The 16396-nt window shown below is 61.5% G+C and carries 10 protein-coding genes; 2 read left to right on the top strand and 8 right to left on the bottom strand.

Features of this window, described 5'->3' with window-relative positions:
- Positions 1–278: 278 nt before the first annotated feature.
- Together HMPREF2765_RS03300 and leuS are read right to left on the bottom strand one after the other, a co-directional pair.
- Positions 279–1391: a DegV family protein gene (locus HMPREF2765_RS03300; protein WP_210390874.1), complete on the bottom strand. Its 1113-nt coding sequence runs from the start codon at positions 1389–1391 to the stop codon at positions 279–281.
- Between the two features lie 228 nt (positions 1392–1619).
- Positions 1620–4115 carry a leucine--tRNA ligase gene (leuS, locus tag HMPREF2765_RS03295; RefSeq protein ID WP_070604250.1) on the bottom strand — a complete coding sequence of 832 codons (2496 nt, stop codon included), beginning with the start codon at positions 4113–4115 and terminating at the stop codon, positions 1620–1622.
- A 234-nt stretch (positions 4116–4349) separates the two neighbouring features.
- On the opposite strand from leuS, the gene HMPREF2765_RS03290 reads away from it, so the two are divergent.
- Together HMPREF2765_RS03290 and HMPREF2765_RS03285 are read left to right on the top strand one after the other, a co-directional pair.
- Complete coding sequence (locus HMPREF2765_RS03290) at positions 4350–5390, top strand: alpha/beta fold hydrolase (protein ID WP_070604249.1); 1041 nt, start codon at positions 4350–4352, stop codon at positions 5388–5390.
- A 9-nt stretch (positions 5391–5399) separates the two neighbouring features.
- On the top strand, positions 5400–6527 hold the full coding sequence (locus tag HMPREF2765_RS03285) for a glycosyltransferase family 4 protein (RefSeq protein ID WP_070592962.1): 1128 nt from the start codon (positions 5400–5402) through the stop codon (positions 6525–6527).
- A 270-nt stretch (positions 6528–6797) separates the two neighbouring features.
- Here HMPREF2765_RS03285 and HMPREF2765_RS03280 read toward each other — a convergent pair whose 3' ends face one another.
- The 6 genes from HMPREF2765_RS03280 to uvrC form a co-directional block, all read right to left on the bottom strand.
- The gene (locus HMPREF2765_RS03280; protein WP_070592960.1) at positions 6798–7049 is read right to left on the bottom strand and encodes a DNA mismatch repair protein; all 252 of its coding nucleotides are present in this window, start codon (positions 7047–7049) and stop codon (positions 6798–6800) included.
- A 376-nt stretch (positions 7050–7425) separates the two neighbouring features.
- Positions 7426–7677 carry a hypothetical protein gene (locus HMPREF2765_RS03275; RefSeq protein ID WP_044143859.1) on the bottom strand — a complete coding sequence of 84 codons (252 nt, stop codon included), beginning with the start codon at positions 7675–7677 and terminating at the stop codon, positions 7426–7428.
- A 228-nt stretch (positions 7678–7905) separates the two neighbouring features.
- Positions 7906–10317, bottom strand: a complete 2412-nt coding sequence (locus tag HMPREF2765_RS03270; protein WP_246824915.1) for an aconitase — start codon at positions 10315–10317, stop codon at positions 7906–7908.
- Between the two features lie 316 nt (positions 10318–10633).
- A complete protein-coding gene (locus tag HMPREF2765_RS03265) occupies positions 10634–13042 on the bottom strand; it encodes a primosomal protein N' family DNA-binding protein (protein WP_070604248.1) in 2409 nt (802 codons plus the stop codon).
- A gap of 33 nt (positions 13043–13075) precedes the next feature.
- Positions 13076–14281, bottom strand: coding sequence for a methionine adenosyltransferase (gene metK / locus HMPREF2765_RS03260; RefSeq protein ID WP_049353130.1), 1206 nt, complete (start codon positions 14279–14281; stop codon positions 13076–13078).
- Positions 14282–14437: 156 nt separating this feature from the next.
- The gene (gene uvrC, locus HMPREF2765_RS03255) at positions 14438–16378 is read right to left on the bottom strand and encodes an excinuclease ABC subunit UvrC (protein ID WP_049349725.1); all 1941 of its coding nucleotides are present in this window, start codon (positions 16376–16378) and stop codon (positions 14438–14440) included.
- Positions 16379–16396 lie beyond the last annotated feature (18 nt).

Raw genomic sequence — 16396 nt, 5'->3', positions numbered from 1 at the left:
CCTTTCACCTGCGAATGGGTTTCAATGGCGCCCCGTGCGCTCGCACACGGTGCAAATTCTCACCCAAAAACAGACGACCCCAAAGTAAGACACACCACAGCCTTAAAGAGGGCTAAATACGCTCCCGATGTACAAATTTGCGCATATTTCGTGTCGCATTTCGTGTCGCCCGCGGCGCATCATACGGGACACCGCATGAGCACCCCCGCGGACACACAGCACAAGCACACAGCACAGGGTCAGCACGGGCACGCCGGGTAGGCGGCGAGTACACGATCCTAATAAACGACCAGCGCCACAGCACCCAGCCCCGAATGAGCCGACAGCACCGGCGGCAACGCACTCACCAAAAACTCCGGCGCCGAAGAAACGGCGGCATCATGAACGAGGGAGCTCTCCCCCAGCATCTGCTGAACCTGCTCATACAGCTGCAGCGCCTGCGCCGCATTGCCCACATGATGCACCGCAACCACCTCACCGCGCGGGGATGCGGCAAGCGAAGAACTAGCGGGGTCGGCGGCAGTAGAGCCCACTGAAGCAGAGCTGAGCGCCGCCGCATGCTGATGCTCGCGGCAGGTCTGTACCGTCACCTCCACCAAGCGTTCCAGGGCGCGCGCCGCAGTGCGGGGGCGCTCCACATACGCCAGCTTGCCCTCGGTAATCGTTCCAATCGGCTTAATCTGGAACATCTGACCCACCATCGCCAACGCCGGGGAAACACGGCCACCGCGGCGCAGAGCATCCAGGGTCGGGATATAGAAGTAGAGCGTGGACTGCTCGCAGACGGACTGAATATAGTCCACCAGCTGCGCCGCAGTTGGATAGTCAGGGCTCGGATACTCAGGGTTCGGATTCTCAACGCGCAAGCCTGCGGAGGCAGAGTTCAGCACCTCCAGGGCGCGCACCACCGCATGACCGTAAGCGCCCGCGACCGTGCGGCTATCCACCACGCTCACGCCCTCGGAACCCAGGCGGCTCAGGCGGGCACCGGTGCGTGCCGCCTCCACCGTACCTGAGAGCTCGCCGGACAAATGCACAGACACCACATGCATAAAACCTCGCGACGCCAAATCGTCATACACATCAGCAAACACGCCCGGCGCAGGCCCGGAAGTGCTCACCGTCTGACCCATCACGTGCGCAAGCATAATCGCCTCATCCACCTCGGCGGCGGTCAAGTCCTGCAGTTGACGGTCCGGCTCACCGGGCGTGCGAATAGTCACCGGCATCGGAACCAGCACAAAATTACCGCAAGCGCTCAGGCGCCGCACGAGCTCCGGGTCAAGGGCGGCGGCGCTATCGGTTACCACGGCAATGCGGGGCGCATTATCCTGCTCGTGTGCAGGATGTGCCCGCTCAGCATGTTTCTGCTGAGTATCCTTCTGGCTCATTAGTCCCTCTCCCCTGCTGGTTATATTCACGACACAACTATTGTGTCTGGCGTCTCATTGTGGGCTTCTACCACCATAGCCCCGGCAGAGCAGAACGTCCAGGTTCAACGCGCTAAAGGCCGCGTTAACGGCGCAAGCCCCGCCGCGCCTCCGGGTTCGTTCCATAAAACGAACCGAAGCCACAGCGGGGCTTGTGCTTTATCTAAGAAGCTTAGTTAGCTACAAAGCTTAGATTACGATGTTCACGAGCTTAGGCGCACGCACAATCACCTTGCGGATCTCGGCGTCACCAATCGAACGCTGAACAGTAGCATCCGCCAGAGCCAGCTCCTGAAGCTCCTGCTCAGAAATATCCTTTGCAACCTCCAGGCGAGCCTTGACCTTGCCCTTAATCTGCACGATAGCGGTGACGGTGTCATCCACCAGCAGAGCCGGGTCAACCTCGGGGAAGCCCGCGGTCAGAACCGGGGTGTCGTGGCCGAGAGCGTGCCACATGTCCTCAGCGGTGTAGGGTGCGTACAGAGACAGCAGAATCGCGATAGTCTCAGCAGCCTTACGGACAGCCGGGTCAGCCGCACCAGCACCGGAGTCAATAGCCTTACGGGTAGCGTTCACAAGCTCCATGGTCTTAGCAACAACCACATTGAACTTGCCGTTATCCAGCAGGCCCTGAACCTCGTGCACGGTGCGAGCAATCAGCTTCTGCAGCTCCAGGTCACCGGTGGTTGCGTCAACGCCGGGTTCGCTGGTGACGTCCTGAGCCACACGCCATGCGCGAGCCAGGAACTTCTGCGAGCCGGCGGGAGAAACGTCGGCCCAGTCCACGTCATCCTCGGGCGGGGACGCGAAAATCATGGTGGTGCGGATAGCGTCCACACCGAACTTGTCGAGCTGCTCGCCCAGGTTCACGCCGTTACCCAGCGACTTGGACATCGCCTTACCGCCGTTGAGCACCTGACCCTGGTTCATGAGCGCCTTGAACGGCTCATCGTGCTTGATCAGACCCAGGTCGCGAACAACCTTGGTGAAGAAGCGTGCGTACAGCAGGTGCAGAATAGCGTGCTCCACACCGCCAACGTACATGTCGACGGCACCCCACTCGCTCATAGCCTGCGGGTCGAAAGGAGCCTTGTCGTAGTTCGGGGAAACGTAACGCAGGAAGTACCAGGAGGAATCCACGAAGGTGTCCATGGTGTCCGAGTCACGGCGAGCCTGCTTGCCACACTTGGGGCAAGGCACAATCGCCCAATCATCGGCAGCAGCAAGGGGCGACTGGCCCTTAGGAGCCAGCTGCTCACCGCGCAGGTTATCGGGCAGCAGCACCGGCAGCTGATCCTCAGGCACCAGAACCTCGCCACAATCCTCACAGTGAATCACGGGGATGGGGGTACCCCAGAAACGCTGGCGGGACAGCAGCCAGTCACGCAGACGGTAAATGACCTTGCCCTCACCGGTGCCGGCAGCCTCAACCAGCTCAATAGCCTTAGCGAGCGCCTCAGCCTTCGGCAGGCCGGTCAGCTCACCGGAATTGATGAGCACGCCGTCACCAGCTGCGGCAACACCGCTGGTAGCCGGGTCCTCAGCACCCTCAACGTCCAGGACCTTCACGATGGGCAGGTCGAACTTCAGGGCGAACTCAAGGTCGCGCTGGTCGTGCGCGGGCACAGCCATAATCGCGCCGGTACCGTAATCGGCGAGCACGTAGTCAGAAGCCCAGACGGGCAGCTTCGCGCCGGTCAGCGGGTTAATCGCGTAGCGGCCGGTGAACACGCCGGTCTTCTCGCGGTCAGAGGACTGGCGGTCAATATCGCTCAGTGCCTTAATGTCTTCGCGGTACTGCTCCAGGTCAGCCTTGTGCTCGGGTGCCACGATCTGCTCGGCGAACGCCGCATCCGCAGCAACCACGATGAAGGTTGCGCCGTACAGGGTGTCCGGGCGGGTGGTGAACACGGTGAAGGACTCAGCAGCCTGGTCCTCGGTCGCCTCAATCTCGAAGCGCACCTCAGCGCCCTCAGAACGGCCAATCCAGTTGCGCTGCATGAGCAGAACACGGTCGGGCCACTTGCCCTCCAGCTGCTCCATGTCGTCCAGCAGCTGCTGTGCGTAATCAGTGATCTTGAAGTACCACTGGTTCAGCGACTTCTTAGTCACGGTAGTACCGCAACGCTCACACGCACCGTTGACAACCTGCTCGTTCGCGAGCACGGTCTGGTCCTTGGGGCACCAGTTGACCATGGAGTCCTTACGGTACGCCAGGCCCTTCTTGTAGAACTGCTCGAACAGCCACTGAGTCCACTTGTAGTACTCGGGGTCCGAGGTGTGCAGGCGGCGGCTCCAGTCAGCGGCAATAGCGTAGCGCTTGAAGGACTCAGCCTGAGTCTCAATGTTCTTGTACGTCCACTCCTTGGGGTGAGTGTCGTTCTTAATGGCTGCGTTCTCAGCGGGCAGGCCGAAGGAGTCCCAGCCAATCGGGTGCAGAACATCGTAGCCGCACTGCTTGAAGTAGCGGGCGTTCATGTCACCAATAGCGAATGCCTCCGCGTGACCCATGTGAAGGTCACCGGAGGGGTACGGGAACATATCCAGCACATACTTGCGGCCCTTGGGGGCGTCACCGGTGGGCTGGAAAACCTTCGTTTCGTCCCAGTAGGGGCGCCACTTGGCTTCCATAGCGCGGAAGTCGTACGCATTTTCGTTGCGTTCGGTCTCTACCTGAGCAGACACAGCGATTCCTTAAATAAAGACAGGTTGATAAAAACTTAACCCTCCAAGTGTAACGCGAAACCTGCACCACACCAGAGTTGAGGCCGCACCGACTACCAAATGGACGGCACCACCCGCGCGATTACCCGCGCGATTATCGATGCGGCGGGCGGGTTTCAGAGCCCTTTCAGGCTTCTCCCCTAGAATTAAGAACGGGACTTTGCCGTCCCAGTACCCAACCCGCGAAAGGTACCCATGACCTCCACCGTTACCCCGGACTCCCCCAACGCCTCAGTTCTTGAGGGCGTGCCCGGCCCGCTCATTCCCGGCACCCGCCACGACGCCCTCATCGGTGACGGCGCGCAGGCGGTCATGACCCGCTACTGGCAGTACGGCAAAGGCATGAACGACGGAGTCTTTCCCGAAGGCTCCTACCCCGTACTGCTCGTGCACGGCTTCCGCGGCGACCACCACGGTCTCGAAATCATCGCGAACTACCTGCTGAAGCTCATCCCGAACGTCAGCATCATCAGCCCCGATCTGCCCGGCTTCGGCCGCTCCGCAGACCTGCCCGAAAGCACCCTGGGTGAGGACAGCATCGACGCGTACGTGGCGTGGCTGAACGACTTCGTGGAACATATCAACCCCGCCCGCGAGGATGCACGCCCCCTGCCGCTGCACGTGGTCGGCCACTCCTTCGGTTCCATCGTCACCAGCGCCTTCGCCGCCGCACACCCGAACTCGCTCGCGTTGCTTTCCCTTATCAACCCCATTAGCGAACCCGCCCTTGAAGGTAGCCAGCGCGTCGCCTCGCGTCTTGCCTCCCTCTACTACCGCGCCGGCGCGGCACTGCCCGAAAAAATCGGCTACCCGCTACTGCGTTCGCAACTGATTACCCGCGCCTCCAGCGAAGTCATGATGCGCACCAAAGACAAGGCAATGCGCCGCTTCATCAACGGCCAGCACGCCGCCTACTTCGGCTCCTTCGGCTCCCGCCGCGGAGTGCTCAGCGCCTACGAAGCGTCCATTACGCACACCGCCGCCGAATACGCTGCCGCCATCCGGGTGCCGGTGCAGATGCTCGTCGCCGAAGACGACGACCTGGGCACCCCCGAAACAGCTCGCGCCATGTACGCGACGCTGACCTCCCGCGACCTGCCCGCTACTTCGACCGGCGCCCGCGAGCGCCTGGACATGATCCCCGAAGTCGGGCACCTCATCCACTACGAAACCCCTCGCCGCGCTGCGGAACTCATCGCCGATTTCGCCGCCGGCCACTCAGGGAACGAGAAGTAAGGAACCAACATGAAACTCATGGTTGACGCCCGATACACCCGTATCGGCTTCCACGACGGTATCAGCCGCTACACCGCCTCCCTACTGGGCGCGCTCAAAACCCTCATCGACACCGGTGACGAAGCCGCCGCCGACCTCGACCTCACCATGATCATCAGCGACGAGCGTCAGCTGGACATGCTGCCTGACCTGCCGCACGTGAAAATCTGCTCGCCCACCGGCCCGCTCGAACCGACCGCCTCGCTGCAGCTGAACAAGTACGCGCCGGACGTGGTGTTCTCCCCCATGCAGACTATCGGCTCCACCGGACGCAAGTTCAAGCTGATCCTCACCCTGCACGACCTGATTTACTACTCGCACCCGACCCCGCCGGGGTTCCTGCCCGCACCGGTGCGCGTGGGCTGGCGACTCTTCCACAAGACCTACACCCCGCAGCGTTTCCTGCTCAATCACGGCGACGCGGTCGTGACGGTTTCTGAGTCGACCGCCTCGCTGATTCGTGAGCACGAGCTGACCACCAAGCCGCTGTTCGTGGTGCCCAACGCCCCGCAGCCCGGTAGCGTCGTCTCCCGCCAGACCGCGCTGGAGCGCGCCACCACCCGCGAAGAGCAGCCCGTCAAGCACCTGGTGTACATGGGTTCGTTTATGCCGTACAAGAACGTAGAAACCCTACTGCTGGCGATGCGTTCCCTGCCTGATTACCGCCTGCACCTGCTGTCGAAGATGCCGCCGCAGCGCCTGGTGCAGCTCACCGACGAACGCCTCATCGGTGAGAACGTGGAGGTGCACAACGGCGTGAGCGACGAGGAGTACCAGCAGCTGCTCCGCCAGGCGCACGCCCTGGTGACTGCCTCCCGCGAAGAGGGTTACGGCCTGCCCGTGGTCGAGGCTCAGGCTGCCGGTTGCCCCGCGGTGATTAGTGACATCCCGATTTTCCGTGAGATTGCGCCGCACGCCGTGTTCGCACCGGTTGACGGCGCCCCGGAGGCGCATGCCGCCAACTGGGTCAAGGCAATCCGTTCCCTGGAGGACACCGCCGTTCGCGAGCGCGTCATCATTGACGGCCTGTCGGATGTGCGCCGCTACTCCTGGCGCAATTCGGCACTCAAACTGCTGGAGGTCGTGCGCGGGCTCTAGAGCCTGCGTTGGGCAAAGAAATGCCGCCGCACTCCCCCGAAACTCGGGAGGGTGCGGCGGCATTCTACATATTCAATTCATGGTCGCCGGGTAGCATATGTGGCTTACAGCGGCGATTCGCAAGGGCAGCTTGCGGTAAAGGTTTACAGCGGCGGTTCGCTACACACTTCCTCCGCGCCGACGCAGGGAACCCGCCCTCGCAGAGCTCGGGCACCCTGAGGGCGCATCCGGAAGGTGCAGCCTCACCGCATCGCACCGGAGCAGAGATCCTTAGACCGCAGTAAAGCTACCGGTACGAGCTGCTTCCTTCGCAGCCAGTTCATCCGCGTGACCGTACGCGTAGAAAATCTTCGCGTCATCCAGCTCAGCAAATCGAGCCAGGTAGCGGCACACCGCGCCACGCTGAGCCTTCGTCATCGAGGACAGCAGAACAGGGTCCGGGTGGGTAATACCGTTGTCGCGGCTCGGTGCCGAACTACCGAACTCGGGCTCGTAATCAGAGGTGATATTGGTGAAACTCATCGGTGAGTACCTTTCCTTAGGGCGTTTCTTAGGGCAGCGCCGCAACAATGCAGACGCTACCGGAGGCAACACCGCGAAAAGAACCTACGGAGATCATCGGAAGTCTCTTCGCAGTAGTGGTTGTGATACCTCTAAACTACCCAAGAGCTAATCAATGTTCAAGAACCATCAGGGAACGCCCCCATAGTGGACATGTTCCCGGTTGTCAGGAAGAAATCAGGGGCACCATAGCGGCATGCGACCGCCGAGTTCACCACCGAGCTAAAACCCACCCGAAAGCCAGAGTGAAAGCCAGTGTGAAAGCCAGCCCGAAAAGCAGAAATGCTGCCGCACTCACACAGAGTGCAGCAGCATTTCTAAAAACTAACGATGCAGGCTACGCCATAGTTGCGTAGAGACCGCGCTCGGCATCCTTACGAGCTAGCTCATAAGCGTGACCGTACGCGTAGAAAATCTTTGCGTCATCCAGCTCAGCGAAGCGCGCCAAGTAGCGGTAAACAGCTCCTCGTTCTGCGCTGGTCATGTCGGAAAGCAACACGGGGTCCGGGTGCATGACGCCGTAATTGTGTACAGAAGCAGACCCGCCGCATGCAGGTTCGTATGCGGGGGTGATCATAGTCTGAGTCACCAGTATTCATCTTTCGTTGGTGCGCACGGTTGTGAAGCGTGCGCGAAGTTGAGTGATAGATACTGCCAACACCACCTCGACAAGCGCCGAAATAGTATCCGCAGTGCTGAATATATTACCGCGGATACGGAGACTACGCTAATTAGGGGCGCCTAGCACTATCACCAACCACTAAATGCACAAAGGTGCATAAAATGGCGGATGTGCACCCACACCGAACGGGATAATCTACGCCCCGTTCGCCTGTGCCGCACTAGTCTGGGCTGCATAAGTTTGCGACGTGCCCTTCTCCCCTGCGCTCGCCAAGGCTTCATCTTCGTCACCATCAAGACCCAAAAGAGCCGTCACCATCGGCAAAGGATTGAACTCACTCAGCTGACCCGTGCGGTCTACCTTGCGCATCATGAACGCACGCTGCAAACGCCGCTGAGTCCACGGCGAAAGCACCATCATCAGCAGCGCCTCCACCACAAAAATGCCGACCAGAATCCATAGCAGCAGATCCGAAGAACCCGCCTGCTCACGCAGCTGCTGAGCATCCGCCACCAGACGGTCGAATCCCTCCGAATGCAGGCGCGACGTATCAAGCCCCGTCAACGCGGACAGGCTCACCGGCGACGCCACATTCAGCAGCACCGACAGCATCAGCAGAAGCACCGCATACAGCCCGTAATGCATGGTGCGCATCAGCTTCTTCACGCGCGCAAAACCGTGATTCAGTTCCGTGCCAATATCGGTGAAAGCCGCCGCCTTCTGCGCCTGCTCACCCTCCGGCATCATATGCGGCACCAGGCGGTGCGCAAGCATCAACGGCACCGGCGAACACGCATCAAAATACTGCATGTGACTATTCACCGACGGGCCCGGCAGGGTCACAAAGCTGACGTCTACATCGGCGGGCTGAGTAATATTCGACCTGCCAATGCTGTCACCACGAGCGGAAATCTCGCACCGGTCAGCCACATCAAGATCCTGCAGCATCGGCGCGTAGGCGCGCACATACAGGTGGCAGGCGCTACGCACCGACATCATGAGCACCAGAATCAGCGCGCCCCAAAACGCCACGGAGGCGGCGGTCAGCTCAGGGACCGCGCCCTCAACACGCAACTGAGCCAGCAGTAGCATGAACACCGCGTACAGCATGAAAACGCCGTGCACGAAGAGCAGCGGAATCAGCCACTTCACGTAGGCGCGCGTGCCGTACGGGTTGACCAGGCGCACATCCGCCGGGGTGTTTACCGAGGTAGTTGCAGAAGTTTTTGCGGAGGCGCTTTCCCGGGCACTCTTGCGGCCAATACGCACCCTACCCTTGAAGGCACCCGGCACACTCACAACCAGCGGCACCACGCTCAACGCTAGGGGTACCAGCATCGTATAGTGCAGCAGCGAACGGTACGGACCAAACAGCAGGGATGCCTCCACCAGCCAGGAGAACGCCGCAACCGCGCTCACCCACAGCAGCATGGCGCGGTTACGGTAGCCGCCCGCGGCATCCAGGTGCCCCGGAATGTCGTTGCGGTCACTAGCGATAATGCTAATCGGGACCACGCCACTACCCAGGCCGTAGAAGAAACGAATCGGCTTCTTACCCGCCGCCGCACGACGACGCAGCAACTCATAGCTCAAATACCCGCCCTGCGAATGAGCAATAATGCCCACCGCATCGCTACGGGAACTCAAATCGTCCAGCTGACGATCCAGACGCGCATAAATACGCTCCAAATCGCGCGACTCCGGGCTGGTTGCCGTCTGAATCAGCTGCGTCGGAATAGCCTTCACCAGCGCCCACAGCTCACGGGCACGACGAGCCAAAACCCAGCCCACAATACCCAGGCCGAGTGCCGCCGCCAGACCCGTAAATGCACCCTGCGGAGTGCCCAGGGACGCCACAAAAGCATCGCGGAACGTCATGAGCGCCATAGCCGCCAGCACCAGCCACAGCGCTACGTTCACAAACCGCGCCGTAGAACGCAACAGGTGCCCGGCACGCTCACGCCAGGTCGCGCCGGGGCGCTCATAGTAGAAGCAGAACATCAAAAACAGCGGCAAAACCGACGCCAACCAGGGCAAATGCTCCTTCAACGGGCGGTAATGTCTGGGCCGCCAGAAGCCCTCCTGAAAAAGGAGGCTGCGGCGAGTGACCGTGCGAACCGGGCGCGGCTTCGGCTGAGGCAGGTGCGGAAGCTCAAGGTTCGGCAGCTCGATATTCGGGAAATCGATGTTCGGGAGCTCTACCTTGGGAAGCTCAATTTTCGGCAGCTCAATCTTAGGGAGCTCCACTTTAGGCAGTTCCACCTTGGGTAACTCCACTTTGGGCAACTCAACCTTCGGAAGTTCAATTTTCGGCAGACTGATTCTTGTAGATTCTTTGGGCTCGGAGGCTTCGGCGAGTTCTTCCTGCGCGGAGTTCTCCTCAATCTGCGGGCTTTCCTCAACCGGGTCGGCTGGGTACTCCGTGCGCTCAATCGTCAACGAATACGTCAACTCGCTGTGGTGGCTCAGCGGGTTCACCTCAGCGGCAGGCGGGAGGGTATCACCGTCAGGAATCACCTCAACACGAACCCGCGCAGAAGCCTCCGCGGCGGAGTTCTCTTCGGAGAGCGCGACAGAATCTGTGTTCAGCGCCAGCAGAGTCTGCACACTATGCGCCACAGGCTTGCCAAAATACGCGAGCGTCTCGCCGTGATTCTGGTAGCCGATACCGTGAACCAGCAGACCGCCGCATCGTGATGCTGGCCCTTACGGTGCAGGGCGCTCTCGGATGCGCAGAAGCATACTCAGCCAGCCGCCGTTGCTCACCATCAGGCAGCGCACTACCCTTCAGCAGATGAGGCACCTTCGACATGCCTCTCACCTCCTCGCCTCTGCGCACAGCGCGCCCGCAAACCCGCGTGCTCAACGCCCAACCCGGGGCAAAAACCGCCCCTCACTAGAACACTACAGCACGACTAGAAAATCACAGCACATCCAGGCCGTCACAGCGAATCTGAACCGGGCGCTCCCCCACGTTCTTCTTCAACGCCGCAATCGTTGCACGCGTAGCACGCAACTCACGGGTCACCTGCTGAGCAATGCCGTACGAGAAGAACATCAGGGTACGCCAATCGCCCTGAACCGGCGCCTCCTCAGAATCCTCTTCAAGAGACTCCGACCAGGCAAAATACCCCTGATCCAGAGGAACCGGGCCCACAATACGCAGCTGCTCACGCACCCGCTCCGGCAACGCAGAAGAGCCCAAGAACTCCTCCATGAAGGCGCGAACATCCGCCTCCGCACCGGTCACCGCAGCCGTACGAACCGCCGGAGGCAGACCCGTCTGAGCGCGCTCCTCCAGCTCCTGACGAGCAAACCACGCCGGATCCCAACGCACCAGCGCCTGCTCCACCGGCGACGGCGAAGCAGTCGTCACCACCGTACCCTCAAGAGCCGCAGGACGAACCAATGCCGCCGCATTCAACCAGCGACGCAACGCCGCCTCCGGGGCACGCAACGAATCAAAACGAAGCATCTTATCGGCATCCAGAAGAAGCGCCGCCGCATAGCCGCCAAAAGCCACCGGCTCAGCACCCGGAGTCGCCACCACCAACGCAGGCTCAGGACCAACCGACGCCCGCACATGGTCACCCGCCGAAGAAATCACCGGAACATTCGGGAACGCACGGCCCAGCTCCTCAGCAGTACGAGTCGCACCCGCCGCCGAATAACGCCAATGCGTAAAACCGCATTCAGAACAACGCCACTGCTGCGCCAAATGACCGCACCACGAACACGACGGAACCGACGAACCCGAAGCCACCGACAAAGGCCCACTACACTCGCCACAACGCGCCGGCATGCGGCAACGCTCGCACGAAAACGACGGAATATAACCGCTACGCGCCACCTGCACCAACACAGGACCACGCGCCAACGCCCGACGAGCATGCTCAAACGCCAGGTGCGGAATACGCGCCATCGCCGCCAACGGGTCACGCGCCAACTCAAACTCCGAACCTGTCGAAAAAATACGCGGCGAATAATCACGCACCAACGCACGCGGCGCACGCACATGAGACGCCCAACGGGTACGCACCAGACGCGCCGCCTCACTACTCATACTGAACCCGGCAAACAGCGCCGCAGTATTCTCAGCCGAAGCACGCAGAAGCAACACATCGCGGGCATGACAATACGGGGCGCGCTGCTCCAACAGCGAGGAATCGCCATCATCCCAGCACACCACCAGACCCAGATTAGCCACCGGCGCATACGCGGCGGCACGGGTACCAATCACCACCGGAACCCGACCCAAACGCGCCTTCACAAAACCGTGATAGCGAGTATGCGGAGTCGAATCAGAACTCAAACGCACAAACGAGTCAGCGGGCAGACGCTCGGCGAGCGCCGCCTCCAGAAGATCCAGGTTCTTAACGGTCGGAACCACCGCAATAGCACCGCGACCACTCGCGGCAGCCGTAGCGAGAGCAGTCGCCAAAACATCCGCCCACGTGTGCTCCAGGTGGCCGGGAAGAACCGTCATCACGGCGCGAGTTGCGGCACCGGCGGCGACATCCTCAATGAACTCCGCACCGTTCTCGTAATCGGAGAAGACGGAGGCGGCATCCGGCGCATCCGGGTTCAGCGCCGGCGGATCCAGCACGAAGGGCGCGGGCGCGCCGGGAGTGGCAAGCCAGGCGTACGGGTCGGTTTCGCTAGAGGCCGCGGAGGTGGCAGCCGGCTCAGAATCCGCGGGCTCAGAGGCTTCATGCTCGGGAGCTACGTTCTCAGGTTCTACATTCTCCGGAGCAGACTCACCCGCATGCGAAGAAACACCCAAATAATCCGACTCATAACCCGGCAGAAGGGGCGCATACTTCTTATCCAGCGCGGCAATACGCGGCGGCACCGCCAGGCGCAGTACGTTCGCCACCGTGGAGGCGTAACGGTCGGCAAGCGCCTCGGCAAGCGCAAAAATTTCGGGCGCAACAGAGGGCACACGCGACAGCACCGACTTGAGCGGCAGCAGCGAAGTGCGCGTCCAATCAGTCGTAGCGGCGCGCTCCTCAATGTAACCGGTCAGCTCGTGGCCGTTGAACAGCACGCGCACGCGGGCGCCGGGCACCGCATCCTCACTCAGCTCGGCGGGCACACGGTAATCAAACGTGCGGTCCACCTGCGGCAGGGTGCTATCCACGCGCACACGCGCCACAGGGTTCGGCACGCCGCTCGCCTCCAACTCGGCGGCAACGTTTACCGGCTCCGGGGCAGCCGGAATCAGGGCATCGCGAAGAGCAGGAAATCCCTGCAACAGGTCAAGCTGTTGCAGGGATTCCTGCTGAGCACCCAACGGTGCCGAAGAGTTCGATTCAGAACTGCTCTGAGTCACCCGAATCAGCGTGCTCCTCTACCCTGACAGATATTAGGAGGAGGACACTGCCGAACGCAGTGCATCCACGCGGTTCAGGCGCTCCCAGGTGAATTCCGGTTCGGTACGACCGAAGTGGCCGTGAGCTGCGGTCTTCTTGTAAATCGGGCGGCGCAGATCCAGTTCGTTAATGATTGCCAGCGGGCGCAGGTCGAAGACCTCATGCACAGCCTTCTCAATCTTGATCGGGTCGACCTTCTCGGTGCCGAAGGTTTCAACGTACAGACCGACCGGCGCTGCCTGGCCGATAGCGTATGCAACCTGAACCTCGGCGCGGTCAGCAAGACCGGCACCCACAATGTTCTTCGCAACCCAACGCATTGCGTACGCTGCGGAACGGTCCACCTTCGACGGGTCCTTACCGGAGAACGCGCCACCACCGTGACGAGCCGAACCGCCGTAGGTGTCCACAATGATCTTGCGGCCGGTCAGGCCCGCGTCACCCACGGGGCCACCCTGAACGAAGCGGCCAGCGGGGTTCACAATGAACTTGGCGTTGGAGGAATCCAGCTCGACGCTGCCCAGAACCGGTGCGATAACGTGCTTCTCAATGTCTGCACGCAGGTCAGCCAGGTCGTAGCTTGCGGTGTGCTGGCTCGAAACAACGACGGTGTCCACAGAGACAGGCACATTGTTCGAATCGTAGCCGAGGGTCACCTGAGTCTTGCCGTCGGGGCGCAGCTCGGTCAGCAGGCCGTCCTTACGGACCTTGGTCAGACGCTCAGAGAGGCGGTGCGCCAGCCAAATCGGGGCGGGCATCAGCACGTTCGTCTCGTTCGAAGCGTAACCGAACATGATGCCCTGGTCGCCCGCACCCTGGCGGTCGTACTCGTCAGCAGCAATGCCCTGACGAACCTCGAGGGACTCGTACACGCCGGCGTTAATGTCCGGGGACTGCTCACCAATGGAGACAGACACGCCGCAGAACTCGCCGTCGAAGCCGCGGGTAGAGGAATCGTAGCCGATACCCAGAATGGTCTCGCGCACGATGGAGGGGATTTCGACGTAGCTAGAGGTGGTCACCTCACCCGCAACGTGCACCTGCCCGGTGGTTACCATGGTCTCCACAGCAACATTCGCTGCGGGATCCTGGGCGATGATGCCGTCAAGGATGGCGTCAGAAATCTGGTCACAAATCTTATCGGGGTGGCCTTCAGTCACCGACTCGCTGGTGAATAGGCGCAGATGGTTATTACTCACGGTTTCCACTCTACTGGTTGAGGGCGCGCGAAGATAGCGCGCTCGTAATGATGACGGTTTCCTTCAATTATGACACGTTTGTTAAGCGCTATTACGAGGCGGGGTGCTGCAGCCACTCGCCGGACGAGCGGCACCTCCCTCGGCACCACCAAACACTTAGGTCAGCGCCGCTAGAATCTTTTCCGCCAACGCCGGACCAATACCCGGCACCGCCGTCAGCTCCTCAGCGCTCGCCTGCTTAATCTGAGCCACCGACCCGAAGTGCTTAATCAGCGCGGCACGCTTCACCTCGCCCAGGCCTGGCACCTGATCCAGGGCGGAGGCGACCATCGCCTTACCGCGCTTAGAACGGTGGAAGGTGATTGCGAAGCGGTGCGCCTCATCGCGGATGCGCTGCACCAGGTACAGCGCCTGCGAGGTGCGCGGTAGCACGACCGGGTAGTCGTCGTCCGGTAGCCACAGCTCCTCCAGGCGCTTGGCGATGCCGGCAACGTACACGTCCGTAATGCCCAGGTCGCTCAGCGCGGCGGAGGCGGCAGCCACCTGCGGCGGGCCGCCGTCCACGAGCACCAGGTTCGGCGGGTAGGCAAACTTCGCAGGCTCGGGCGTGGAGGCGTCAATCTCGCCGGAGTGCACGGGCGCAGCTTCGCGTTCCGCCTGCTGCGCCAGGTGCCTCTTGAAGCGGCGCGTGATGACGTCGTACATGCTGGCGGTATCATCACGCGCAGCGTCGCCGGTAATGCTGTAGGTGCGGTAGGCGTTCTTCGCGGGCATGCCGTCCTCAAAGACGACCATGGAGGCAACCACGTTCGTGCCCTGCACATGCGAAATGTCGTAGCACTCGATGCGCAGCAGCGGGTCGGGCAGTTCCAGCGCCTCCTGCAACTCCACAAGGGAGGCGCTGCGCGTGGTCAAATCACCGGCACGGCGACTCTTGTGCAGGGTCAGCGACTGGCGCGCATTCTCGGCAACCGTCTTCATGAGTTCTGCCTTGTCGCCGCGCTGCGGGACGCTAATCTCCACGGGGCCGCCGCGCACCTCCGCCAGCCAGGACGCCAGCTGCTCCTTATTCTCGGGCTCCACCGGCACGAGCACGGAACGCGGAATATCGTAGCTGTTCAGGCTCTTCTCGGCGTCCTTCTGGGAGTCGAGGCTCGCCGCAATATCGCTGTACACCTGCGCGATGAGCTGCTCGATGAGCTGTGCGTCGGTGCTGTCGTTGACCTTCTCCACGATCCAGCCGCGCTGGCCGCGGATCCTGCCGCCGCGCACGAAGAACACCTGAACGGACGCCTCCAGGTCGTCCTCAGCGTAGGCGAACAGGTCAGCATCCACGGTCGCGCCGAGCACCACGGCGTTACGCTCAAACGCCTTAGTCAGCGCGGCAATATCGTCACGAAGAATCGCGGCGCGCTCAAAGTCCATATCAGCGGCGGCGGCCTTCATTTCTGCGGTCAACTGGGCGATATGCTTCTCAGCGCCACCACCCATAAACCGGGTCAGCCCGCGCGCCAACTCGCGATGCTCCTCGGCGCTAATCTTGCCCACGCACGGCGCCGCGCACTTATCGATATAGCCGAGCAGGCAGGGCCGGCCACTATTCTTCGCGCGGTTGAACACGCCGTTCGTGCAGGTACGCACCGGGAAAACGCGCAGTAGCGCATCCAGGGTTTCACGAATCGCCCACGCCTGCGAGTACGGCCCAAAATAGCGCACGCCCTTACGGCGCTCGCCGCGAGTGACCATCGCGCGCGGGTACACGTCATTGACGGTAATCGCCAGGTACGGGTACGACTTATCGTCGCGGAACGCAATGTTGAAGCGCGGCGAAAACTCCTTAATCCAGGTGTATTCAAGCTGCAGCGATTCCATCTCGCTCGCCACCACGGTCCACTCCACGCTCGCCGCTGTATGCACCATCGCGTAGGTCTTCGGGCTCAGCGTCTGCGGGGACGCAAAATAGCTGTTGAGGCGGTTGCGCAGGTTCTTCGCCTTGCCCACGTAGATGACGCGGCCGTCGGCATCGCGGAAACGGTAAACGCCCGGGTCGGTGGGGATTTCGCCGGGGGCGGGGCGGTAGCTGGAAGGCTCTGCCATGGGTACTTTCTCCTCGCT

The organism is Rothia sp. HMSC062H08 (assembly GCF_001810775.1).
In the GTDB taxonomy this organism is placed as follows: Bacteria; Actinomycetota; Actinomycetes; order Actinomycetales; family Micrococcaceae; genus Rothia.
This window is presented reverse-complemented; position numbering and strand designations above follow the sequence as displayed.